This is a genomic window from Rhodococcus sp. BP-261, from assembly GCF_019835205.1.
Lineage (GTDB): Bacteria > Actinomycetota > Actinomycetes > Mycobacteriales > Mycobacteriaceae > Rhodococcoides > Rhodococcoides kyotonensis_B.
In genome coordinates this window covers 116,452-140,689 of record NZ_JABUCO010000009.1, presented here as the reverse complement: position 1 = coordinate 140,689, position 24,238 = coordinate 116,452, and the positions used below count along the sequence as shown (strand labels likewise).

Below are 24,238 nucleotides of genomic sequence, written 5' to 3'. Positions count from 1 at the left end.
GACGACTCGTCACGACGCGCGTTCGGCCGGTTTCGATCGATCCAGGGTGTCGGGAACGCACATCCACCACACCGCCGCGACGAACAGAATCACGCCGGACATGACGAAAGCCGCTCCGTACGAATAATGTTCGACGACGGCGCCTGCAATCACCGGACCGAGAATCGCGCCGACGTCCGCCACCATCTGGAAGGTCGACAGCACGGGACCACCGCGCGCCTTCGAACCGATGATGTCGGCGACCGACGCCTGCTGCGGCGGCGTCATCGCTCCGGATCCGACGCCCGCCACGAACGATGCGATCATGAACGGGACGATGTGCTCGGTCAGACCGATGGCCGCTGTGCCTGCCGCCGAGACGACGAGGCCGAGTACGACGAACGGCTTCCGTCCGCGTACGTCCGACAGACGACCCGACCCGATCAGGACGAGCGCGTTGCCGACCGCGAACACCGCGAGCGCGATCGCAGCCACGGCAGCGGACCGGTCGAGTATTTCGATGACGAACAATGGAATGAGCGCGACACGTACACCGAAGACCGCCCACCCCGTGGCGAAGTTCGACGAGAGCGCGGCTCGGTACGCGGGCACCTTCAACGCAGCCCGCAGAGACATCACCGGCACGGACGAGTCGTGTTCGTCTTGTCGTCCGGCGTCCTTTCCGAGACTGAAGAAGACGACCGCCGCGGCGACGACGAGGGCGACGGCATAGACGACGAACGGCACGCGCAGACCGAAGTCGACGAGAGCACCGCCGACCAGCGGGCCCCCGATCGACCCCATCAGGAAGCTCGTCGCGTACATGCCCGAGACCCGGCCACGGCTCTGCGGTGGACTCATACGAATCAACAGGCCGAGCGCCGACACCGAGAACATCGTCGATCCGATACCGCCCAGGCCACGGAAGATCAAGAGCTGCCAGTAGGTCTGAGCGACCGCGCACGCACCCGTGGACGCGGCGACGATGAGCAGGCCCGTCAGGTAGACGGGCCGCTCGCCGAGTTTCTGCACGAGTGCTCCACTCGCGGGCGCGAACACCAATCGCATCGCGGCGAACGTGCTGATGACCGCCGACGCCGCGACGACGCCGACACCGAACTCGGTAGCGAACTGCGGCAACGCAGGCGAGACGATGCCGAATCCCAGCGCGATGACGAAGCTCGCCGAGACGAGGACCCAGATCTCGGAGGGAAGTCGATCCGTGCGTTCCGAAGAGCTCGAAGGGTTCGAACTCGTCACGATTCCTTCAGAGCCTGCGACACGAGTTCTTTCGCGGCGGACTGAACTTCGGCCAGGTGCTTCTCACCGTGGAAGGACTCTGCGTAGATCTTGTACACGTCCTCGGTCCCCGACGGTCGCGCCGCGAACCACGCATTCTCCGTCGTCACCTTCAATCCGCCGATCGCCGCTCCGTTGCCGGGCGCTGCGGTCAGGGTGGCGGTGATCGTCTCGCCGGCGAGACTGGTCGCGGTGACCTGGTCGGGAGACAGCGCGGCCAGAACTGCTTTCTGCTCGCGAGTAGCGGGCGCGTCGACGCGCGCGTACGCCGGATTGCCGTACTGCGCGGTGAAATCGCCGTAGCGCTGCGACGGGGTCTTGCCGGTGACCGCGGTGATCTCCGACGCCAGCAGCGCGAGGATGATTCCGTCCTTGTCGGTGGTCCAGACACTGCCGTCGGTGCGCAGGAACGACGCTCCGGCGCTCTCCTCGCCACCGAAACCGAGGTCGCCGGTCACGAGCCCGGACACGAACCACTTGAAGCCGACCGGGACCTCGATCAACGACCGGCCGAGCCCCTGGACGACGCGATCGATCATGGACGACGACACCAGCGTCTTGCCGACCTTCGTCGCGGGCGACCAGCCCGGCCGGTGGGTGAACAGGTAGTCGATGGCAACGGCGAGGTAGTGGTTGGGGTTCATCAGACCACCGTCGGGTGTGACGATCCCGTGGCGGTCGGAGTCGGCGTCGTTACCCGTCGCGATGTCGTAGCTGTCGCGCGCCGCGATCAGCGACGCCATCGCGTTCGGCGACGAGCAGTCCATGCGAATCTTGCCGTCGGTGTCGAGCGTCATGAACCGGAAGCTGGCGTCGACGAGCGGATTGACCACGGTGAGGTCGAGGTTGTGACGTTCGGCGATCGCGGTCCAGTAGTCGACGCTGGCACCGCCCAACGGATCGGCCCCGATGCGCACGCCCGCAGCCCGAATGGCGTCGAGATCGACGACGCCCGGCAGATCGTCGACGTAGCTACCGAGGTAGTCGTACTCGCCCACCGTCGTACGCAGCGCCGTGGCGAGCGATACTCGCTTCACTCCGGCCAGATCGTTCTTCAGCAGTGCGTTCGCACGTTCCGCGATGACCTTGGTCGCGTCGCTGTCGGCCGGGCCGCCGTGCGGAGGGTTGTACTTGAACCCACCGTCGCGCGGCGGGTTGTGCGATGGGGTGACGACGATGCCGTCGGCCTGAGCCGACGGCCCGGATGCGTTGTGTCGCAGGATCGCATGACTGACCGCGGGCGTCGGTGTGTATCCCTGCCCGGAATCGACGAGAACCGAGACATCGTTGGCGGCAAGCACTTCCAAGGCCGTCGTCCATGCAGGTTCGGACAGCGCGTGGGTGTCGCGGCCGATGAACAACGGGCCGGTGATGCCCTGCGATGCCCGGTACTCGACGATCGCCTGTGTCGTCGCGAGAATGTGGGCCTCGTTGAATGCGCCGTCCAGGCTGGAACCGCGGTGTCCCGAGGTACCGAAGACGACCTGTTGACCCGGATCGGACACGTCGGGCGTGCGCGAGTAGTACGCCGTCACCAGGTGCGGAAGGTCGACGAGATCCTCCGGTAGGGCCACGGTTCCTGCTCTGTCGTGCGCCACGATGCGCCTCCCTCTGCCTTGCTCGATTCGCCTGCGGTCAACACTAGTTGCCCGCACCGACTTTCTCGTGGCTGGCGTCCCGAGAGCGGAGCGGCTACTTCGGAGGGCGCGGGAGGAAGTAGCTGGTCCGCTGTTGGTACTCCTCGTATCCAGGCCGCTGCGACATGCTTTTCTCCAACAACCGAGCACCGGTTGCGAAGACGAGGAAGTACGTCATGGCCACGGGTGACAGCACCGTGACGACGCCCGGCCACGCCGATGCCGCGATCAGGTAGATGCCCCACCACACGCACGCGTCGCCGAAATAGTTGGGGTGACGCGTCCACGACCAGAGACCGCGGTCCATGATCTTGCCCTTGTTCGACGGGTCGGCCTTGAACGCCTTCAGTTGCGCGTCGCCCGTGGCCTCGAACGTGAGCCCGACGGTCCAGAGGACGATTCCGACGAGTGCAACGACCACGACCGAGCCGTGTGCCGCCGAGGACACCTGGATCGGCAGCGACACGAACCACAACGCGAGGGCTTGGGTCAGATAGATCTTGCGCAGCGCATACAGGGTGCGGTTGCCGGACGCCTTCGACAACATCTCCTCGTACCGCGGGTCCTCGCCCTTCCCGCGTGAGCGCTGGAACATGTGCGACGCCAGTCGCAGTCCCCAGAGTGCGACGACGGCAGCCAGCACGAGCCGGCGCCACAGCTCACCCGTGCCGACCGCAGCCGCGACGGCCGCGATGAGCACGAAGCCGGCGCCCCACGTCACGTCGACGACGTTGTGCCGACCGATGCGGGACCCGATCACCGCAGTCACGATCATCAGCACCGCGGTCGCAGCAGCACTGCTCAGCGCGACGACCAGGAAATCGGACCATTCGAACGACGTCACGGTCTCGCGCCCACCCACTGTGGGCGCACCATGTCGATGCCGACGTGCCCACGCTCATCCGGTCGCACCGCGAGAATCTGGTCGACGCCCATGCGACCGTCCCGGAACGCCATGCCGCCGCCGACGAGGTAGAGGCGCCAGACCCGGGCGACCTCCTCCCCCACGAGCGCGACGACGTCGTCCCAGCGAGCCTCGAACCGTTCGGTCCACACGTCGACGGTGCGAACGTAGTGTTCCCGCATCGCGTGGACGTCGCGTACCTCGAGTCCGGATTCCTCGATCATCGCGACCGTTCGTCCCACCGGTCGCATGTACATGTCCGGTGCGATGAACGATTCGATGAATGCGCCGCCTCCGGGGTTGTCCCCCTCCTTGCGCGACATCTGCTGCACGAGCACACGTCCGCCGGGTCGGACATTGGAGAACAGCGCAGCCGCGTACGTCGGATAATTCTTCTCGCCGACGTGCTCACCCATCTCGATCGACGCGACGGCGTCGAACGGGCCGTCCGGGATCTCGCGGTAGTCCTGAATCCTGATCTCGACACGGTCCTGCAGTCCGCGGTTCGCGATGCGCTTGTCCACGAACGCTTTCTGCTCCCGTGAAATCGTGACGCCGACGACGCGTGCGTCGTAGTGCTCGGCGGCATGCAGACTCAGTGACCCCCAACCACATCCGACGTCGAGGAACCGCTGCCCCGGTGCGGCGTCGAGCCCGATCTTGCGACAGACCAGATCGAGCTTGTCCCGCTGGGCGTCGTCGAGGGTGTAGTCCGGTGCATCGGACGTCCAGTAGCCGGACGAGTACGCCATGTGCGAGTCGAGAACCAACTCGTAGAAGTCGTTCGACAGGTCGTAGTGGTGACTGATCGCGGCCCGGTCGCGCAGCAACGAGTGCAGTCGCCCCTTGACGACGGCCTGCGAGCGTGGGGGTGCGAGCGGCTTTCCCAGCGCGCCCAGGTCTTTCGCGAGCTTCGCCAGCTTCACCAGCGCCGCAGGCGTGGGACGCACAGCCGTCAGATCACGCGAACGCACTTCGGACCACACGTGATCCAGCGCGTCGGCGATACTGCCGTCGACGTCGAGTTCCCCGGTGACGTACGCCTGCGCGGCCCCGAGTTCCCCTGGGCTCCACAGCAATCGACGCAGGACGCTCGGACTGTTCACGCGAACGTGCGGAGCGCTCTCCGGACCCGCGACGCTGCCGTCCCACGCCTCGAGGTGAACGGGAAGCTCGCCCCCCACGAACGGCGCGAGAAGGTCGGCCAGACGTGGCGCGACGCCGGTCGGTGCAGTGGTGTTCATTCGCCTCTCCTTCGATCGAGCACGACTTGTTGGACGTCGAGGTACCCCGACCGGAAGCCTGCCTCGGAATAGCACAGATAGAAATGCCACATTCGGGCGAACACGCTGTCGAATCCGAGTTCGGCGACGTGCTCGGACTTGCGGCCGAACGCTCGATCCCAGTGACGCAACGTGCGAGCGTAGTGATCCCCCATCGACAATCGTTCGCGCACACGCAAGCTCGTGTGCTGCTCGGTCACCTCCTCGATCGCCCGGATCGACGGCAGGAATCCGCCAGGGAAGATGTACTTGTGCACCCACGTGTAGGTGTTCCTGGTGGCGAGCATGCGATCGTGCGGCATCGTGATCGCCTGAATGGCGACGCGTCCGCCCGGCGCGAGAACGCGGTCGATCGTCCGAAAGTACGTGCCCCAGTACTGATGTCCGACGGCCTCGATCATCTCGACCGACACGACCGCGTCGTATTCTCCGTCGACGAGCCGGTAGTCGAGCAGATCCACCTGAACACGCTCGGCACATCCGGCCGCTGCGATGCGCTTGTCCGCCAGGTCTTTCTGTTCGGTCGACAGCGTGACCGACCGCACCGTCGCGCCGCGCCGAGCTGCACGGATCGCGAGTTCGCCCCACCCCGTGCCGATCTCCAGCACACGGGTTCCTTCGCCCACTCCGGCCTTGTCCAGTAGCCGATCGATCTTGCGACGTTGGGCGTCGGCGAGCGATTCCCCGTCGTCGACGGTCCCGGTCGAAGCGAAGAGCGCACTCGAGTACGTCATCGTGTCGTCGAGGAACAACTCGAACAGATCGTTGGACAGGTCGTAGTGCCGCGAGATGTTCGACCGCGTGTTCTTCGTCGTATTGCGCTCGGTGCGTGGCGGTTTCGCAACGTACAGTCCTCGGAGCCGCTGCAGTGACGTCGGAATCAGGGTGGCCATGCGCGTCGCGAAGACCTCGAGAACGGCAGTGAGATCCTCGGCGTCCCAGTCCCCCGCCATGTACGCCTCGCCGAACCCGATGAGTCCACTGTCTCCGACACGGGCCGCGAAGTCCGCGGACCGCCGGATCGTCATCAGCGGCGATTCCGCGGTACCACCACCGATCAGCGTGCCGTTCTCCAGAAGGACCCTGATCGGAAGGCGGTTCACCGCACGGCGGAACAGAGCATCCGCGATGGGCCCGGCAACCGTGGCCTTCACCCCGGCAGGGGCACACGCGATCCCAGGCCACACGTCGCGGTCGATGTTCGAGACGTGTCGCGTCAGCGTTGTCGTCATCCGATTGCCTTTCCTACTGTCGAAACACGCGGGCGTGGACGGATGGGAAGTCCCCTCGCCCACAGACGAATTCCTTGAAGTCGTATCTGCATCACCACCCGCAGCGGCGCGAGCGGTACCGCGACTGCGGATTTCACGGCTGCACGGGTATCTGCTTCACGACGCGAGCCCGAAACGGTGGCGACGAAGGGCGGCGACCCCTCTCGCTCGAGCACGATCGACAGCCGAAGCGCGTCGTCGGGTTCGGGGAGCCGCATCCGATACTCACCGTCGACGTCGTTGAACGGGGACACGTAGAACTCCTTGCGCGTACGCGCACGGCCGGTGGAGTCCGTGTGGAGCAGGTATGCGTACCGTTCGCCGTACGTGTTGTGCACTTCGGCGACGACACACTTCACGTTCCCCTCCGGGTCGTGGCACCAGAACACACTGAGCGGGTTGAAGGTGTGCCCGAGCACTCGGGCGTTGGCCAACATCGTGATTCGTCCGCCGCGTAGATCGATGTCGTGTTCGGCGAGGAACGCGTCGATGTTCGCGCGGATGGACTTCGTCGGGTCGCCGATGTGGTCGCGGGGATCGAACACGGCCAGAGGCCGCGCCATCCGATGCAAGCGAGGCAGGTCGTCGAGGTCGACGAACCAGCTGTAGCTCCGGTATCGAAACCTGTTCCGAAGCGGCGCTGTCCGTACGTGCTCGATCGTGGTCGAGTAGATGGCGTTCGACGCCGTCACGTCCATCGTCCGCCGAGCCGTTCCGCCGCCGAGAGCCCCGATCTCGCGCCGTCCTCGTGGAAACCCCAGCCGTGGTAGGCACCCGCGAACGCGACGGTGTCGCTGTCCAGTTCGGGAAGCCGTCGCTGCGCCGCACGAGATTCCGGCGTGTACTGCGGATGCTCGTAGGTCATCTCGTCCACCACCTTCCGAGGATCGACGAGATGAGATCCGCCCAACGTCACCAGGTATCGACGCGGTCCGCCGAGTCGCTGCAGTCGAGTCATGTCGTAGCTGACCAGCACGGTGTCCGGTGCGGCACCACAATCGGGAATTCGGTAGTTCCACGACGCACGCGCCCGCTCCGTCGTCGGCAGTACCGATTCGTCGGAATGCAGTTGAGTTCGGTTGACCGAATAGGGCATGGCGCCGAGCACCGCGTGTTCGAGCGCAGTGGGCTCGGCCAGGATCTTCAGGGCCTGCTGCGGATGCACCGCCACGACCGCCGCGTCGAACCGTCGTAGCTCGTCACCGTCGTCCCTGATGTCGACGCCGTCGTCGTGGCGATACACGGCTCGAACCGGCGTGGAGACGCGGATCTCGTCGATGCGCTCCGCCACTCGCCGTACGTATTCGACCGATCCGCCGGTGACCGTCCTCCACACCGGCGACCCGGAGACGCTGAGCATTCCGTGGTGGTCGAGGAACGAGAACAGATAACGCGCGGGATAGTTCAGTGCGGTGACCGGGTCACACGACCACACGGCCGACACCAACGGCGCCATGAAGTGCGACGTGAAGTAGTCGGAGAACTCGGTGCGGCGGAGAAACCGGTCGAGCGTCTCGTCACGGTCCGGCGAATCGGACTGCAGCACAGCCGTCGCCTCGCGGTGGAATCGCTTGACCTCCACGAGCATTCCGAGATACCGCGGGCGCGTCGCCGTGCGCACCGACGGCAGAATCCCGCGGAGTCCCTGTCCGCCCGAGTATTCGAGGCCGCAGCCGTCGCATCTGATCGACATGCTCATGTCCGACTCCTGCGTCGGCACCTCGAGTTCGGCGAACAACCGCAGCAGCGTGGGGTACGTGCGGTCGTTGTGCACGATGAAGCCGGTGTCCACTGCGGTCGGCCCGTCCGGACCGTCGACCATGTGCGTGTCCGCGTGCCCGCCGAGCCGAGAGTCGGCCTCGAACAACGTCACTCGCGCCGATTTGGACAACACGTACGCAGCGGTCAGTCCCGCCACGCCGCTACCGACGACGGCGATGGAACGAGTGGTCATCGCGTCGCCTCGTCACGGTCCGTCGTCGACCGTCCGGCGGCGGCCATGACGAACTCCTGCGTGATGCGCACCCATCGGCGCGCACCGCGAATCATGAAGTGCCCACCCGGCATCGACACGAATCGGGCGTCGACACCCCGCTCGGCGGCAGCCTCGGTTTCGCGGCGCGCCCGCACCGGGTCGGTCCACGTGTCGTCGGCGCCGTGCACGACGCGCACGACCTGGTTCGCTCGCATCGCGTTCAGCTCACCTCCGTCGGGCCACCAGGGCGCCAACGCGACCACGCCACTCACCAGAGGATCGTCGGCGACGGCGGCAGCCGTCCGGCCGCCCATGGAATGGCCGACGACCACGACGTGAACGTCCGGGTGATCACGGTGAATCTCCCGAAGTGCCCACCGCGCGTCCTGGACGGGGCTCTGCTCCACCCCGTTCCATCCGCGGAATCGGTACTGGAGTTGAGCGACGACGACGCCCTCGGACCGGCCTGCCCGTCGAAGCGCGCACGTGAACTGCCACATGCGAATTCCCGACAGATGCCACGGACGACTGCGCCTGACGCTCGTCACCTTGCCGCCGTGCAGAACCAGTACGACACACGTCACCGGTGTCGATGACTTCGGTGACGGACCCGTCCACAATCTCGGTCGTGGGCTGTTGCTCATATCCGCTATTCGGCACCGAGGCGGCCCCGGGTTGGATTCTGTACCGATGTGACGTGGGATACGTCCGTGAAGACGCACAACGAACCCCTACGGACGAAAAAGCCGGGCCGGTGAGCTTTCGCTCTCCGGCCCGGCTGTTTCAGTGGAGCTGCCGGGAATCGAACCCGGGTCCTCCGCTGTATCGGCAGGGCTTCTCCGTGTGCAGTTTGCTATGTCTCTACTTGGATCTCCCGATCTCGCAAACAAGTCAGGATGACGATCCCAGCCACTGTTTGATGTTCCTCACCACTCCGTAGCCGAGTGATTCGGTAAGCCCTCTAGCTGATGCCAGTACCCGGACCGAGGGCGAATCCGGACTGACAGACACGCAGTCGCTACTTAGGCAGCGAGTGCGTAGTCGCGCTGATTGGAATCGGCGCTTATATGTTTGCGATGACGCTTACGGTGGTCTCTCGCCTGCACCGACACGCTTCCCCTGACTCAACATACAGAGTCGAAACCGTTCAGCCCCGTACGTCCCCAGCACCTTGCTCGGGCTGTTCAGTGTAACAAGCGACCCACGAAGAATCATCCCGATATCTCCGCGTGGCCTTCGTCTCCGGTCAGGCCCGGTCGATGTCGCCGACGACCCGAGCCAACATGCGTCCGGTCAGCACCTTGCGGAGCGGGAAGGACCCGTACCAGACCGCCCGGCCGGCGAGACCGCGGGGAAAGTAGTCGATGCGCTGCTCCACACGCGTTCCCCCTCCTGCCGAGGTCGCGCGGTAACGGAGCCATGCGGTGCCTGCGATCCGCGCGGTCGAACGCAACCGAACGTCGTCGGATCCGTCGTCGTCGAGCCGCCAGCCTCTCGTGTCGTCGGAGTGGATCACGTCCCCCAGCCTGCGACGAATGACGCTGGGTTCCGATCCGAGGAACGCACCCTTGACGTCCGAATAGACGACCTCCCCCGCCCAGTGCGGGTCCGACGGGAGCGGATCCGCGGGAGCGGTGACCGTATCCGCCCACGACGACTCCGTCTCCCCTTCCTCGATGTTGCGCAACGCAAGGCGAACGGACTCGCGGTAGGGCGTGAGACCTCCCTCCGGCCGGTCGACGACGTCGTCGATGTCGTGTTCGTGTGCCACGGCGTCGTACTGGAGCGACTCGATGAGGGGCATCGCGAGTCCACGCGGCATCGGGGTCACCAAGCCGATCCAATGCCCGGCGAGCCGCGGGGTGAGTACCGGTAGAACCAGGATGCGTCGCTGGCGAAGCCCCGCGACGTCGGCGTAGATGTTCATCATCTCGCCGTACTCCATGACATCCGGTCCTCCGACGTCGTACGCACGACTCTGCGGCAGCTTCGCCTCGGCAGCGCCGAGGAGATAGTGCAGCACGTCCCGTACCGCGATCGGCTGAATTCGGTTGTGCACCCAGCGAGGTGTCGTCATGACCGGGAGGCGGTTCGTCAGGTGCCGGATCATCTCGAACGACGCCGAACCCGACCCGATGACGACGCCTGCCTGCAGCACGAGCGTCGGCGTCGGGGACTCCATGAGAATTCGGCCGACTTCTGCGCGCGACTCCAGATGTGGAGACAGATCGCCGCTCTGCGGATGCAACCCGCCGAGATAGACGATGCGGCCGACGCCCGCATCGGCGGCCACCGCCGCGACGTTCTCCGCGCTTTCCCGTTCGGTTTTCGCGAAGTCGTCGTGACCTGACGTCCCCATGGAGTGCACGAGGTAGTAGACGACGTCGACGTCGGCGAACGCCGACTTCAGCGAATCACGGTCTCCGAGATCGCCTTGCGCGACCTCGACCTTCTCGGCCCACGGGACGCCACGAAGCTTGTCGGGGTTACGGGCCAGAACTCGCACCGTGTAGCCGGCGTCGAGCAGTCGTGGGGCGAGCCGGCCACCCAGATAGCCCGTCGCACCGGTGACGAGAACTCTGGATGGTCGTGGGGTCTGTTCGGCGGTCATTGCGGGTCGATACCCTCGCCGAGCCCGGTTCAACCGGGCGTGCGCGCCGCGGCACTAGGCGACGGCGATCAGCCCGACCGCCCCGAGAGCCAACAGCATTCCGGCCTGCTGCAACCGACCGACGCGCTCGCCGAGCATGACCATCGCGAGCATGACGGTCGCCGCCGGGTACAGCGACGCGATGACGCTGACGAGCGACAGCAAACCACCTTGATAGGCGTACAGCAGTGCGGCATTCGCGACGACGTCGAGCACACCGACGAATGCGGCCAACTTCAACACGCTGCCGTGGGGCAGGACGAAGTGACGGGACGCCACGGCGACGCACCAGACGACCGCGGTGGCCGACGCCCGCGACGCCGCGAGCGGCCACAGGCCAGTACCGTCCTCGATCTGGTGGAGACAGATGAACGCGATCGCGAACGTCACCCCGGACCCGATCGTCAACCATGCGACCGAACGGGTGAACTTCATCTCGCGGCCGCCCGCCACCTCGCCGGTGGTTTCGTCGGGCGACTCCTTGCTGACGAGAACGACGGCGACGAGCGCCAACGCGATTCCGACGAAGGCGAGCGCGCCGGGTCGCTCGCCGATGGCGAATCCGGCGACGACGGGAATGCCCGCGACGAGCACCGCGGTCAACGGCGACACGACGGCCATGGGCCCGGTCGCGAGTGCCAGGTAGAACCACCAGACGGCCAGTGCACCCGCGACGCCCGACGCGAGACCCCACAGGATCGGCGTCCACGAGATCGTCCCTCCGACGAACGGCGCGATCAGGAGGACGACGACGAGCGAGAACGGGTACGAGACGATGACGACCCGGAGAGCTGCCACTCGCCTGGACGCGACACCGCCGACGAAATCACTGACCCCGTATCCGACAGCTGCGACCAGAGCGAGCAGAACGGCGGTCAGCGCATACCTTTGATGCGACGCCCGAGCTCGCGGGTCACTTCGCGCTCGGCGGTACGACGCGCCAGATCCTGACGCTTGTCGTAGTCCTGCTTACCCTTGGCCAACGCCAGTTCGACCTTCACCTTGCCGTCGGAGAAGTACATCGACAGCGGCACGAGGGTGAGACTGCCTTCCTTGACCTTGCCGACGAGGCGTTCGATCTCACGCTTGTGCAGCAACAGCTTCCGGGTGCGACGCGGGGCGTGGTTGGTCCAGCTGCCCTGCGTGTACTCGGGGATGTGCAGCCCGCGGAGCCAGATCTCGCCGTCGTCGACCGTCGCGAACGCATCCGCGAGCGACGCCTTGCCCTCTCGCAGACTCTTCACCTCGGTGCCGACCAGCGCGATGCCGGCCTCGTAGACATCGAGAATCGAATAGTTGTGTCGCGCCTTACGATTGGTCGCGATGGCCTTACGGCCCTTTTCCTTCACTGCAGGGCCCTTTCCTTCCGAGCGCCGTCTAGGTCGTGCACGCGTCGTGCACAACCGCTCCAGCATAGAACTGCACGGCAAGTGGATTTACTCCCGCACGTACAAGCGCAGGGTGATGTACGCCGTGACCGCTGCCATGCCGACGCCGACGAGTACCAGGAAGGGCGAGACGAGCAGTACGTCACTGTTGGAGATACGGGCGAGGATGTTGGCGTCGTACACCTCGGAGAGCACGTCGTCGATGAAGAGGTTCTTGGCGGTGAACAGTCCGGCGATGGCAAGCACCGATCCGATCAACGCGGCGACGACGGCTTCCAGCAGGAACGGCAGCTGCGTGTACCAGCGGGTCGCGCCGACGAGCCGCATGATGCCGACTTCGGTGCGCCTGGTGAACGCGGCGATCTGCACCATGTTGGCGATCAGAAGAATCGCGGCGATGGCCTGCACGACCGCGATCGCGAACGCCGCGTTGCGCACACCGTTGAGGACACTGAACAACCGCTCGACGAGGTCGCGCTGGTTGAGAACGCTCTGCACGCCGGGCCTGCTGCCGAAGTTGTCGTTGATGACGCCGAAGCGTTCGGGGTCGTTGAGCTTGACCTTGAACGACGCCGGGAAGCTGTCCGGACTGACCAACTCCGCGAGTTCGGGCTGATCCTTGAACACGCGCTCGGTGGCGTCCTTCACCGCGTCGTCGCGGTTCAGGTACTGCACGGTCTCGACCGACGGCGTCTGCTCCAGATCGGACCGCAGCGTACGGCAGGTGTCCTGCGCGCAGTCGGGGTCGCCCGACGAGATGTCGTCGGTCAGAAAGATCTGTACCTCGACGCGGTCCAGGAAGATCTGCTGGGTCTTCCCTGCCATCTGCACCACGAGCAGTCCCCCGCCGAACAACCCCAGCGAGATCGCGGTCGTCAGGATCATGGCAATGGTCATGGTGATGTTGCGGCGAAGTCCGGTCAGAACCTCACTGGTGATGAAACTGGCGCGCATCGCGGTATCGGGCCCTTCGGTAGTGCAGAACGAGAATGTCGGCGGGAGTCGGTCCTACGTCTCTACCTGCCGACGCCGTAGACGCCGCGGGCCTCGTCGCGCACCACTCGTCCGTTGTCCAACTCGACGACACGTCGACGCATCGAGTCCACGATGTGGTTGTCGTGGGTTGCCATCAACACCGTCGTACCGGTGCGGTTGATGCGTTCGAGCAGCATCATGATGTCCTGGCTCGTATCCGGGTCGAGGTTTCCGGTCGGCTCGTCGGCGAGCAGGACCAACGGGCGGTTGACGAACGCGCGTGCGATGGCAACACGCTGCTGTTCTCCGCCGGACAGTTCCGTGGGAAGCCGGTCGGATTTGCCGCCGAGACCGACCAGATCGAGCACCTCGGGGACCGTACGTTTGATCACCGAGCGGGGCTTGCCGATCACCTCGAGCGCGAAGGCCACGTTCTCGACGACCGTCTTCTTCTGCAGCAACCGGAAGTCCTGGAACACGCACCCCATGCTCTGGCGCAGACGAGGGACGCGGCGCGACGACAGTCGATTCACGTGGAAATCGGCGACGTGGATGTCACCCGACGTCGGCGTCTCTTCCTTGAGCAGCAGCCGCATGAACGTGGACTTGCCCGAACCGGACGGACCGATGAGAAAGACGAACTCGCCCTTGTCCACGGATACGGTCACGTCGTCCAGAGCAGGCCTGGTCGACGTCTTGTAGGACTTGGACAGTTTCGTCGTGCTGATCACGGGTCGCCAGTGTAGCCCCTACCGGCCGGTAACCGTCCCAGGCTCACTCAGGGCGTGCCCGTCGCGCTCGGCGGCGCAGGTAGCAGCGATCGCAGCTCCGGCGGCACCGTCATTCCGGGGAGATAGGTGGGGGCGGTGGTCGTCGACGTACCCGTGTCGCTGGTGCCCGTTCCCGGCGCGCCAGGAACCCCTGACGTCGTGGTGGGCACGTCCGTCGGCGTCGGAGAGACCGTCGTCGTCGGGGCGGGCGGAGTCGTCGTCGTGTACTGCTCGGTGTACTCCTGCTGGGCGCTCGGTCCGGGACTCACCAGCCCGGGGTCGACGGCCGTCGGTCCTGCGGCCGGCGCGTCGTTGCCCTCCTGCAGTTGGTTGTAGAGCAGGCCCGTCAACACGAAACACAGTGACAGAATCGCCGTCGACGTCCGGATGCGGCCGAACAGTTTCGCCGGCGGCCGCCAGGCTCGCCACGACGACCGCTCCTCGGGCTCGGCGATAGGGTTCTCGGTCACAACGGCTCACCTTCGTTACGACTGCGCCCTTCGGCCGCCACCCCTGCCGTCGACACGTCGGGTGTGACGCGAATGCCTTCCGGCTGCAGCGCGGCGGCGACGCGGACGCGTAGTTCACGGCCGACCTGGAACTGTTTGCCCGGCAGTGTTCGGGCCACGAGACGGACGTTGACCTGATCGACCTCGATGCTCTCCACACCCATGACCGTCGGCTCGTCGAGCAACAACGGCCGCAGGTTCGAGTCCTCGTAGGCGGCGTGCCCGACGCGTCGGAGCACCTCGTTGACACGGTTGAGGTCGGCGACCGACGGCACCGGGACGTCGACGACGGCCCGGGCCCAGTCCTTCGACAGGTTGATGGCCTTCACGATCTGCCCGTTGGGAACGGTGATGACCTCGCCGTCGACGCTACGGATCCGCGTGACGCGCAGCGTGACGTCCTCGACCGTGCCGACGGCGTCCTCCGCCGACCCCGTGACCGCGATCTGCACGACGTCACCGAACCCGTACTGCCGCTCGGTGATGATGAAGAAGCCCGCGAGAATGTCCTGCACGATGCGCTGCGCACCGAAGCCGAGCGCCGCACCGAGGACCGTCGCCGGAGCTACGAGTCCGGTGACAGCGAAGCCGAGTCGCCGAAGCACCTCGATCGTGACGAGGATGTAGACGATCGTCACGGCGACCCACGTGATCACCTGCGCGAGAGCGTGCCGATGCTTGGCCGCCTCGGTACGCACGAGCGCGTCGCTGTGCTGATAGTTGGCGTCGATCCGAGACGTGATGCGCGAACCGAGCCAGGAGATGAACCGGGCCAGCAGCACGCCGCCCAGAACGAACAGCACTATTTCGAGCCCACGAAGACGCAGGTAGAGCGGAACGCCGAAGTCGAGTGCCGAGTTCACCGGGGTGACCTACTCTTCGCCGCGCATCCGCCAGCGGATGCCGGATTCGAGGAAACCGTCGATGTCGCCGTCGAGGACGCTGGACGGGTTGTTGACCTCGTACTCGGTCCGCAGATCCTTGACCATCTGGTACGGATGCAGCACGTAGGACCGCATCTGGTTGCCCCAGGAGCTGCCGCCGTCGCCTTTGAGGGCATCCATCTCGGCGCGCTCTTCCTTGCGCTTGACCTCGAGCAGTTTGGCCTGGAGGACGCGCATCGCGGACACCTTGTTCTGCAACTGCGACTTCTCGTTCTGGCAGGTGACGACGATGCCGGTCGGAATGTGCGTCAGGCGCACCGCCGAGTCGGTCGTGTTGACCGACTGTCCGCCCGGTCCACTGGATCGGTAGACGTCGACGCGAATGTCGCCTTCCGGGACGTCGATGTGATCGGTCGTCTCGACGACGGGAAGTACCTCGACCTCGGCGAAGGACGTCTGACGCCGACCCTGGTTGTCGAACGGGCTGATGCGAACGAGGCGGTGCGTGCCCTGTTCCACCGACAGCGTTCCGTACGTGTAGGGCGCCTTGACCGCGAAGGTCGCGCTCTTGATGCCTGCTTCTTCCGCGTACGACGTGTCGTACACCTCGACGCCGTAGCCGTGCTTCTCCGCCCAGCGGATGTACATACGCATCAGCATCTCGGCCCAGTCGGCCGCGTCGATCCCGCCTGCACCGGACCGGATGTTGACGAGCGCGTCGCGCTGGTCGTACTCACCGGACAGAAGAGTCCGCACCTCGGCCGCCGCGATGTCCTCGCGCAGCGACGCGCGCTCGGTGTCCGCGTCGGCAAGGGCCGACGCCTGCGCGTCGCCCTCCTCGCCCTCCGCGAGTTCGTACAGAACCGGCATGTCCTCCAGCCGTTGACGAAGCTCTTCGACGCGACGCAACTCGGCCTGCGCATGCGACAGCTGACTGGTCACCTGCTGCGCGTGTTCCTGGTCGTTCCAGAGGTCCGGAGACGCGGCCTGGTGTTCGAGTTCGTCGATCCGGCGACGCAGTTCCTCGACATCGAGCACCGACTCGATGGTGGTGAGGGTGATGTCGAGTTCGTTCAGATCTGCGGAGACGTCAGGATGCACGAGATACAAGGTTACCGGCACACCGATCGTGGTCGAACTCGAGTCGTGGTCACTGCTGGTTCCGGCCCGGGACGGGGTGACGATGCGACTGTCACCCTGTCTAGGCTCTCCTGGTGACCTTCTCCGCCGCTGACCTGCAACTCGCTCTGTCCCTCGCCGACCAGGCCGACGTCATCACCCGCGATCGATTTCTCGCGCTGGACCTGAAGGTCGACGACAAGCCCGACCTCAGCCCGGTCAGCGACGCCGATCTCGCGGTCGAGCGGCACGTGCGCGCCGTGCTGGCCGAACAGCGCCCGGACGACGCCGTCCTCGGTGAGGAGTTCGGCGGCGACGCGGTCTTCGAGGGCAGGCAGTGGGTCGTCGATCCCATCGACGGCACCAAGAACTTCGTACGAGGAGTGCCGATCTGGGCGACGCTCATCGCACTACTCGAGGACGGCGTGCCGGTCGTCGGAGTGATCAGCGCCCCAGCCCTGAACCGGCGGTGGTGGGCCGCCGACTCCATGGGCGCGTTCACGTCGTACGACGGCGGCGACGCCCGCGCGATCACGACGTCGTCCGTGCGTGACTTGAGTTCTGCGAGTTTGAGTTTCGCGAGCCTCAGCGGTTGGAAGGACCGCGGAATCCGTGAGCAGTTCGTCGCTCTGACCGACACCGTGTGGAGGACGCGAGGGTACGGCGACTTCTTCTCCTACTGCCTCCTCGCCGAGGGCACGCTGGACATCGCCGCCGAGCCCGAGGTCTCACTGTGGGACCTGGCCCCACTCGACGTTCTCGTCCGCGAGGCGGGCGGGCGTTTCACCGGTCTCGACGGCACCGCCGGACCGCACGGCGGCAGCGCGGTCGCGACGAACGGACTGCTGCACGACGAGGTCCTGGCCGCGCTGCAGCACGGCTGACGCTCAGAACAGAGCCGCGATCACGAGGGCGACGAGCGGAGTGACGCCCTGCGTGACCGCCGCTCGGAAGTACGTGCGTCCGCCCGTCGCCAGAACGACGGCCGCGCCGACGATGCTCAGGCACGCGAAGATCACGACGGCGTGGCCTGCAGATCCTCCGACGATCAGGCCGCCGACGATGCCGAGTGCGAGGAAGAGGTTGTAGAAGCCCTGGTTGAAGGCCATCGGCCGGACGGTGTCGGCGTCGGCCTGGCTGGCGACTCCGAACCGCTTCCACACCGTGGGCCTGGTCCAGACGACGCTTTCCATGACGAAGATGGCGGCGTGGAGCACGGCCGCGAGTGCGGCAAAGATCTGGGCAAGTATCGGCACGGTACGAAATCGTGCCATATCGGCGTTGACGTGCGCGGATGTTCCCGTTCTTACCGGGGAGTAGACAGCTATCTTACTCGGGAGTAAGGTTGGCGGAGTCCGAGCCCGACACCGAGAAACAGCTGGTGATCATGAGCAAGCAAGACAGTGTGATCGAGACGAAGCGCAAGACGCCTCGCGACACATCCGCAATCGGCCTGAACCCGATCAAGCGAGATGCCATCGGCACCGCCATGCGCGTGCTCACGGCCATCACCGGATCGGAACTGGCGGAGAAGTACAAGATCCGGCAGACCATCGATCGCGTCACGTACGAGGGCACCAAGTCCGGGTTCAAGACACTCGGCGCGGCCACGCGTACCTTCGCGAAGGTCACCGGCGGCGGCAAGCCCAAGCGCCTCGACGACGCCGCGGTCAAGAACCTCGACTACTTCGACCTGACGCCCGACGACGAGCAGCGCATGATCGTCGAGACGGTCAAGGAATTCGCCGACGAGATCCTGCGCCCTGCCGCGCACGACGCCGACGCCTCCGCGTCGTCACCCGAGGATCTGGTTCGCCGTAGCGCCGAGCTGGGCATCACGCTCATCAACGTTCCCGAGGAGCTCGACGGCGCCGCCAGTGAGCGTGGCGCGGTGACCAACGCGCTCGTCGCCGAGGCCCTCGCACACGGCGACATGGGTCTCGCGCTTCCGATTCTCGCTCCGAGCGGCGTCGCAATTGCATTGACGCAGTGGGGAACCGACGCTCAGCAGCAGACCTACCTCCCGGCGTTCGTCGGCGAGAAGGTCCCGAACGCGGCGGTCGTCGTCAACGAACCTCGCGCACTCTTCGATCCGTTCTCGTTGCAGACCAAGGCTGTTCGCTCCCCCAGCGGATACAAGCTCAACGGAGTCAAGAGCGTCGTGCCTGCCGCGGGCTCGTCCGAATTGTTCGTGGTGGCTGCCGAGCTCGACGGACGGCCGTCGTTCTTCATCGTCGAATCGGATTCCAAAGGCCTTGTCGTCGAGGCGGATCCGAGCATGGGTCTGCGCGCCGCAGGACTCGGACGGCTGCATCTGACCGATGTCGCCGTTCCCGAATCGGCCCTGTTGGGTGGCGGTGACGCCGACCAGCGCGCGCTCGATTACGCCGACGCCATCAGCCTAGCTCGGCTCGGCTGGTCCTCTCTCGCCGTCGGCATCGGCCAGGCAGTCCTCGACTACGTGATCCCTTACGTCAACGAGCGCGTGGCATTCGGCGAACCGATCAGCAACCGACAGGCGGTCGCGTTCATGGTCGCGAACATCGCGATCGAGGTGGACGGTCTGCGTCTGGTCACGCTGCGTGGCGCATCGCGGGCGGAGCAGGGCAAGTCGTTCGCCCGTGAGGCCGCACTCGCACGACGCCTTGCATCCGAGAAGGGAATGCAGATCGGCTCCGACGGAGTGCAGTTGCTGGGCGGCCACGGTTTCACCAAGGAGCATCCGGTGGAGCGTTGGTACCGCGATCTCCGCGCCGTCGGCGTTGCCGAGGGCATCGTACTCATCTGATTCGTCTCAACGCGCGAACGAAAGACTCGAGGACACACGATGATCAATCTCGAACTCCCCAAGAAGCTTCGGGCACAGGCGAATCAGGCGCACCAGGTCGCAGCCGAGATCTTCCGGCCCATCTCCCGTAAGTACGACCTGGCCGAGCACGCCTATCCTGTCGAGCTGGACACGATGGCGTCCATGGTCGAGGGCATGTCCGACGCGGGCAACGAGATCGGCGGGGCCGCAGGCGGACGCGAGAAGGACAGCGAATCCGCCCCGAAGCCGAGCAAGACGGCAAATGCAAACGGCGGCAACATGTCCGCACTCGTCAACGTCATCGAAACATGCTGGGGCGACGTGGGCCTGACGCTGTCCATCCCCTACCAGGGCCTCGGTAACTCGGCGATCGCTGCAGTGTCCACCGACGAACAGCTCGAGCGGTTCGGCAAGGTGTGGGCGTCCATGGCGATCACCGAACCCAGCTTCGGTTCGGATTCGGCCGCCGTCACCACCACCGCCGAGCTCGACGGCGACGAATGGGTGCTCAACGGCGAGAAGATCTACGTCACCGCCGGCGAACGCTCCACCCACATCGTCGTCTGGGCCAGCGTCGACAGGTCCAAGGGCCGCGCGGCGATCAAGTCGTTCGTCGTCCCGCGGGACGCTCCTGGTCTGAGCGTCGCGCGACTCGAGCACAAGCTGGGCATCAAGGCGTCCGACACCGCCGCACTGCTGCTGGAGAACTGCCGTATCCCGAAGGACAACCTGCTCGGATCGGCCGAGGTCAACACCGAGAAGGGCTTCGCGGGCGTCATGCAGACGTTCGACAACACGCGCCCGCTCGTCGCAGGCATGGCGATCGGTGTCGCGCGTGCGGCCCTGGAGGAGCTCCGGTCCATTCTCGACGAGGCCGGTGTCGAGATCTCGTACACGACCCCCGCGTACAACCAGCACGCAGCGGCAGCCGAATTCCTGCGTCTCGAAGCCGACTGGGAGGCGTCGCACCTTCTTGCCCTGCGCGCCGCCTGGATGGCGGACAACAAGGAGCCCAACTCTCTGCAGGCGTCCATGGCGAAGGCCAAGGCGGGACGGTCGGCCACCGAGATCACGCTCAAGGCCGTCGAACTCGCCGGCAGCTACGGCTACTCCGAACGACTTCTGCTCGAGAAGTGGAGTCGCGATGCCAAGATCCTCGACATCTTCGAAGGCACGCAGCAGATTCAGCAGCTGATCGTCGCCCGTCGCGTACTCGGTAAAACGTCCGCCGAATTGAAGTAGCAGAACCGACCGACGAGAGCCCGCTGCATTCGTGCCGCGGGCTCTCGTCGTTTCTCCGAAGTTTTTTTCTCGGCCGTGTCGAAAGCGCAGCATTCCGTTCGTCTTACATCATGTAAGCCGAGAGAAACGACCGAGGAGACACCATGAAGTACATGCTGCTGATCAACGCACCGAGCGCCGACTTCGACAACGGCTGCACGCCGGAGGACTGGATCCAGTTCGGCAAGGAGATGCAGGACGAAGGCGTCTTCGTCACCGGATACTCGCTGGCCGATCTGACGAGCGCCACCACCGTTCGGGTCGACGACGACGGACGCCGCAGCATCACCGACGGGCCGTTCGCCGAAACACGCGAAGTACTCGGTGGTTTCGAGGTCATCGACGTCCCCGACCTCGACGCGGCCCTCGACTGGGCCGCTCGGTGCCCCGGTTCGCAGGGCGGCGGGACCGTCGTCGTACGCCCGATCGCCGAGTACTGACCTCGTGCGGCGCACGGGCGTGGACAATTCCCTGGACGCGGTGTTCCGCGAAGAACACGGCAGACTGTTGGCCACACTCGTGCGTCGTTACGGCGATCTCGACCTCGCCGAGGATGTGGCGTCGGACGCGATCGAAGCCGCCCTGGTGCACTGGCCGGTCGACGGCGTCCCGAAAGCTCCCGGCGCCTGGCTTCTGACGACGGCAAGGCGTCGAGCCGTCGATCGTCTTCGTCGGGACTCGACCTACGCGTCGAAGCTGGCCTTGCTGCATGTGGATCGCGACCGGGCGGAGTACTCGTCGCCGCCAGACGTGACCGACGCCGAATTTCCCGACGACCGTCTGCAGATGTTCTTCACGTGCGCGCACCCGGCGTTGGGACCCGACGACCGCGTCGCCCTGACGTTGCGGTGCCTGGCAGGGTTCACGACGCACGAGGTCGCGCGAGCGTTTCTCGTCAGTTCGACTACCGCAGGTCAGCGAATAACGAGGGCGAAGAAGAAGATTCGCGACGCGCGCATCCCCTTCCGAGTCCCCGGCGTCGACGAGTTGCCCCACCGCCTCCCCGGGGTGCTGCAGGTCGTCTATTCCATCTTCACCGAGGGGTACGCCGCATCGACCGGTGACGATCTGATGCGCACCGACCTCGCCGACGAGGCGATACGCCTCGGCCGCATTCTTCGCGCGCTGCTACCGAGTCAGCGCGAGACGACCGGGTTGCTGGCATTGATGCTGCTGACCCATGCACGGCGTGCCGCTCGCACCGGCCCGGGCGGTGCCATCGAGATGCTGGAGGAACAGGATCGCACGCTGTGGGACCAGGCCATGATCGACGAAGGGACTGCTCTCGTCGTCGAGGCACTGTCCGGGGATACCCCTGGGCCGTATGCCGTGCAGGCCGCCATCGCTGCGCTGCACGACGAGGCACGCACCCCCGACGACGTCGACTGGCCACAGATCGTCGCCCTGTACGGCGTACTGTCCGTCGTCGCACCGTCTCCTGTCGTCTCGCTGGGCCGTGCGGTGGCCGTCGCGATGCGCGACGGGCCCGAGGTAGGACTTGCACTACTCGACGACATCGCCGATGAGCCGATGCTGGCGAACTACTTTCCGTACGCCGCAGCCCGTGGCGACCTGCTGCTGCGGTCGGGCCGGAACGCCGAGGCTGCCGCAGAGTTCCGACGGGCTCTCGACCTGGCCGGCTCGAACCCGGAACGAGATCTGATGCGACGGCGGATCATCGACGCACGATCCGCAGAGGGCTGAACCCCATTCGCGCTTTCCACCCGAGCTTTGTGATCGTTCACTACCATCGTTTCTCGACGAACACTGCTGGATCACCGGAACGTTCTCGGGGGAGACGATCATGTCGGTACGACACAGAGTCGAACGCCACCGCACACTGACGCACATCGTCGACAGTCTGGGCGCGGTACGCGTGATGAACCGCTCGGGGCTCCTCCCGTTCCCCCGAATCGATCAGGGGATCGCGTCTCTCCGAGCCGTGCGCAAGTACGGGCCGTTCGCCGGTCCTGTTCACGCGCATGCACACTCGGACACCGATGCCGACACCGTCGCGCTGATCGACGAGGCGGGCAGCCTCACATATGCGGACCTCGAACGTATGTCGAATGCGCTCGTCCGAGGGTGGCGCGCCGACGGTATCGGAGCCGGGTCGGTCATGGGTGCCATGGCGCGTAACCACCGACTCCTGGTCACGACGATGCTCGCGGCGGCCAAGGGAGGCGTCCGGCTCGTCATGATGAACACCGGCTTCGCCGCCCCGCAGCTGGCCGACGTGGCAGCCAGGGAGCAGGTCGGCGCATTCGTCTTCGACGAGGAATTCTCGGACGTCGCCGCCGCCCTCTCCCCCGCAGTCACCACATATCTCGCATGGACCGACACGGCGAGCCCGCGCTTGCGGACGCTGGCGTCGATCATCGAGCGAGAATCGACCGCGGCAGTGCCGGCACCCAAGATCCAGGGGGGATTCGTACTGCTGACCAGCGGAACGACGGGCGCGCCGAAGGGGGCTCCTCGGGATCACACGTCGCCGCTGGCGTCGGCGCAGTTCCTCGATCGAGTGCCGTTGCGCCGCAACAAGACCATGGTGATGGCGGCACCGATCTTCCACGGCACCGGTTTGTCCCAGTTCGCGCTCGCACTCGCGCTGGCCGACACCGTCGTGATGCATCGCAAGTTCGATCCGAAGAACACCGTCGAACTGCTCGCACAGCACAAGGCGGACACGCTCGTGCTGGTACCCACGATGTTGCAGCGCATCGTCGACCTCGGTCCGGACGTTCTCGATCGGTTCGACACATCCGCTCTGCGCGTCATCTTCGCGGCGGGCTCGTCGATTTCACCGGATCTGTCGCGTCGGACCGCCCGCGCCTTCGGCCCGGTGTTGCACAACCTGTACGGATCGACCGAAGTCGCCGTGGCGACGGTCGCCACACCCGACGAGCTCGAGCAGGCTCCCGGCACGGCGGGCCGACCACCGGTGACGTGCCGCGTTCAATTGTTCGATCACGACGACACACCCGTGACGACCGCAGGAACCGTGGGACGCATCTTCGTCTCCAGTGGCCTCAGCTTCTCCGGTTACACCGACGGACGAGACAAGGAACGCATCGACGGGATGCTGTCGACCGGTGACCTCGGACATTTCGACGAAGGCGGTCTGCTCTTCGTCGACGGGCGTGACGACGACATGATCGTGTCCGGCGGCGAGAACGTCTACCCGATCGAGGTGGAGAACCTACTGGCCGACCGCGACGACGTCGTCGAGGCCGCCGTCGTCGGTGTCGCGGATCCCGACTTCGGACACCGCCTCCGGGCGTACGTCGTGCCCACGCCCGCGTCCCATCGAGATCCCGACGACATCAAGACCTACGTGAAGGCACATCTCGCGCGGCACAAGGTCCCTCGTGACGTCGTGTTCGTCGACGACCTACCGCGCAACGCCACCGGCAAGGTCCTCCGACGTCTACTTTCCGACCCTGACTAGCCCGCAGGCGTCGACTGGGCCGAGAATGGTTGGCGGAGTATCGGGTACACGTGCGTC

At 65.7% G+C, this 24,238-nt stretch carries 23 protein-coding genes and 1 other RNA gene; 6 read left to right on the top strand and 18 right to left on the bottom strand.

What is annotated here, in order from left to right:
• Positions 1-9: 9 nt before the first annotated feature.
• The 17 genes from HQ354_RS12915 to prfB all read right to left on the bottom strand — a co-directional run bounded on the left by HQ354_RS12915 (position 10) and on the right by prfB (position 16,625).
• Positions 10-1,239, bottom strand: a complete 1,230-nt coding sequence (locus tag HQ354_RS12915; RefSeq protein ID WP_222634752.1) for an MFS transporter — start codon at positions 1,237-1,239, stop codon at positions 10-12.
• The gene (gene pgm / locus HQ354_RS12910; RefSeq protein WP_222634753.1) at positions 1,236-2,876 is read right to left on the bottom strand and encodes a phosphoglucomutase (alpha-D-glucose-1,6-bisphosphate-dependent); all 1,641 of its coding nucleotides are present in this window, start codon (positions 2,874-2,876) and stop codon (positions 1,236-1,238) included. The genes HQ354_RS12915 and pgm overlap by 4 nt, the downstream gene beginning before the upstream one ends.
• Positions 2,877-2,970: 94 nt before the next feature.
• Positions 2,971-3,759, bottom strand: a complete 789-nt coding sequence (locus HQ354_RS12905) for a DUF1295 domain-containing protein (protein ID WP_222634754.1) — start codon at positions 3,757-3,759, stop codon at positions 2,971-2,973.
• Positions 3,756-5,063, bottom strand: coding sequence for a cyclopropane-fatty-acyl-phospholipid synthase family protein (locus tag HQ354_RS12900; protein WP_167675812.1), 1,308 nt, complete (start codon positions 5,061-5,063; stop codon positions 3,756-3,758). The genes HQ354_RS12905 and HQ354_RS12900 overlap by 4 nt, the downstream gene beginning before the upstream one ends.
• Positions 5,060-6,334, bottom strand: a complete 1,275-nt coding sequence (locus tag HQ354_RS12895) for a cyclopropane-fatty-acyl-phospholipid synthase family protein (protein ID WP_222634755.1) — start codon at positions 6,332-6,334, stop codon at positions 5,060-5,062. Before HQ354_RS12895 ends, HQ354_RS12900 begins: the two co-directional genes overlap by 4 nt.
• Positions 6,331-7,071 carry a DUF1365 domain-containing protein gene (locus HQ354_RS12890; RefSeq protein ID WP_222634756.1) on the bottom strand — a complete coding sequence of 247 codons (741 nt, stop codon included), beginning with the start codon at positions 7,069-7,071 and terminating at the stop codon, positions 6,331-6,333. The genes HQ354_RS12895 and HQ354_RS12890 overlap by 4 nt, the downstream gene beginning before the upstream one ends.
• Complete coding sequence (locus HQ354_RS12885; RefSeq protein WP_222634757.1) at positions 7,062-8,327, bottom strand: NAD(P)/FAD-dependent oxidoreductase; 1,266 nt, start codon at positions 8,325-8,327, stop codon at positions 7,062-7,064. The genes HQ354_RS12890 and HQ354_RS12885 overlap by 10 nt, the downstream gene beginning before the upstream one ends.
• Complete coding sequence (locus HQ354_RS12880) at positions 8,324-8,992, bottom strand: alpha/beta fold hydrolase (RefSeq protein ID WP_222634758.1); 669 nt, start codon at positions 8,990-8,992, stop codon at positions 8,324-8,326. Before HQ354_RS12880 ends, HQ354_RS12885 begins: the two co-directional genes overlap by 4 nt.
• 140 nt (positions 8,993-9,132) lie before the next feature.
• Positions 9,133-9,503, bottom strand: a transfer-messenger RNA (tmRNA) gene (ssrA, locus tag HQ354_RS12875).
• Positions 9,504-9,594: 91 nt separating this feature from the next.
• Complete coding sequence (locus HQ354_RS12870) at positions 9,595-10,959, bottom strand: SDR family NAD(P)-dependent oxidoreductase (protein WP_222634759.1); 1,365 nt, start codon at positions 10,957-10,959, stop codon at positions 9,595-9,597.
• 54 nt (positions 10,960-11,013) lie between these two features.
• Positions 11,014-11,865, bottom strand: a complete 852-nt coding sequence (locus HQ354_RS12865) for a DMT family transporter (protein ID WP_222634798.1) — start codon at positions 11,863-11,865, stop codon at positions 11,014-11,016.
• Positions 11,866-11,873: 8 nt separating this feature from the next.
• Positions 11,874-12,347, bottom strand: a complete 474-nt coding sequence (gene smpB / locus HQ354_RS12860) for an SsrA-binding protein SmpB (RefSeq protein WP_068421367.1) — start codon at positions 12,345-12,347, stop codon at positions 11,874-11,876.
• A gap of 87 nt (positions 12,348-12,434) precedes the next feature.
• Positions 12,435-13,340, bottom strand: coding sequence for a permease-like cell division protein FtsX (gene ftsX / locus HQ354_RS12855; RefSeq protein ID WP_068421369.1), 906 nt, complete (start codon positions 13,338-13,340; stop codon positions 12,435-12,437).
• A 62-nt stretch (positions 13,341-13,402) separates the two neighbouring features.
• The gene (ftsE, locus tag HQ354_RS12850; RefSeq protein WP_068421371.1) at positions 13,403-14,092 is read right to left on the bottom strand and encodes a cell division ATP-binding protein FtsE; all 690 of its coding nucleotides are present in this window, start codon (positions 14,090-14,092) and stop codon (positions 13,403-13,405) included.
• 47 nt (positions 14,093-14,139) lie between these two features.
• Entirely contained in the window at positions 14,140-14,601 is a 462-nt protein-coding gene (locus tag HQ354_RS12845) for a hypothetical protein (RefSeq protein ID WP_222634760.1), read from the bottom strand.
• On the bottom strand, positions 14,598-15,503 hold the full coding sequence (locus HQ354_RS12840) for a mechanosensitive ion channel family protein (protein WP_068421377.1): 906 nt from the start codon (positions 15,501-15,503) through the stop codon (positions 14,598-14,600). The genes HQ354_RS12845 and HQ354_RS12840 overlap by 4 nt, the downstream gene beginning before the upstream one ends.
• Before the next feature lie 9 nt (positions 15,504-15,512).
• Positions 15,513-16,625, bottom strand: coding sequence for a peptide chain release factor 2 (prfB, locus tag HQ354_RS12835; RefSeq protein WP_068421593.1), 1,113 nt, complete (start codon positions 16,623-16,625; stop codon positions 15,513-15,515).
• A 113-nt stretch (positions 16,626-16,738) separates the two neighbouring features.
• Between prfB and hisN the strand changes: the two genes are divergently transcribed.
• A complete protein-coding gene (gene hisN, locus HQ354_RS12830; RefSeq protein ID WP_068421380.1) occupies positions 16,739-17,527 on the top strand; it encodes a histidinol-phosphatase in 789 nt (262 codons plus the stop codon).
• A gap of 3 nt (positions 17,528-17,530) precedes the next feature.
• Here the strand turns inward: hisN and HQ354_RS12825 are convergent, their stop codons facing one another.
• A complete protein-coding gene (locus HQ354_RS12825) occupies positions 17,531-17,899 on the bottom strand; it encodes a DUF1304 domain-containing protein (RefSeq protein ID WP_222634761.1) in 369 nt (122 codons plus the stop codon).
• A gap of 125 nt (positions 17,900-18,024) precedes the next feature.
• Here HQ354_RS12825 and HQ354_RS12820 point away from each other — a divergent pair, with 125 nt between their 5' ends.
• The 5 genes from HQ354_RS12820 to HQ354_RS12800 all read left to right on the top strand — a co-directional run bounded on the left by HQ354_RS12820 (position 18,025) and on the right by HQ354_RS12800 (position 24,181).
• Positions 18,025-19,431, top strand: a complete 1,407-nt coding sequence (locus tag HQ354_RS12820; RefSeq protein WP_222634799.1) for an acyl-CoA dehydrogenase family protein — start codon at positions 18,025-18,027, stop codon at positions 19,429-19,431.
• Between the two features lie 39 nt (positions 19,432-19,470).
• Positions 19,471-20,694 (top strand): acyl-CoA dehydrogenase family protein, encoded by a 1,224-nt coding sequence (locus HQ354_RS12815; protein WP_068421383.1) that lies wholly within the window; start codon positions 19,471-19,473, stop codon positions 20,692-20,694.
• A gap of 143 nt (positions 20,695-20,837) precedes the next feature.
• Positions 20,838-21,173: a YciI family protein gene (locus HQ354_RS12810; RefSeq protein WP_068421386.1), complete on the top strand. Its 336-nt coding sequence runs from the start codon at positions 20,838-20,840 to the stop codon at positions 21,171-21,173.
• Positions 21,174-21,192: 19 nt separating this feature from the next.
• Positions 21,193-22,437, top strand: a complete 1,245-nt coding sequence (locus HQ354_RS12805; protein WP_308115191.1) for an RNA polymerase sigma factor — start codon at positions 21,193-21,195, stop codon at positions 22,435-22,437.
• Positions 22,438-22,537: 100 nt separating this feature from the next.
• Positions 22,538-24,181, top strand: a complete 1,644-nt coding sequence (locus tag HQ354_RS12800) for an acyl-CoA synthetase (RefSeq protein ID WP_068421392.1) — start codon at positions 22,538-22,540, stop codon at positions 24,179-24,181.
• The last annotated feature ends 57 nt before the right edge of the window (positions 24,182-24,238 follow it).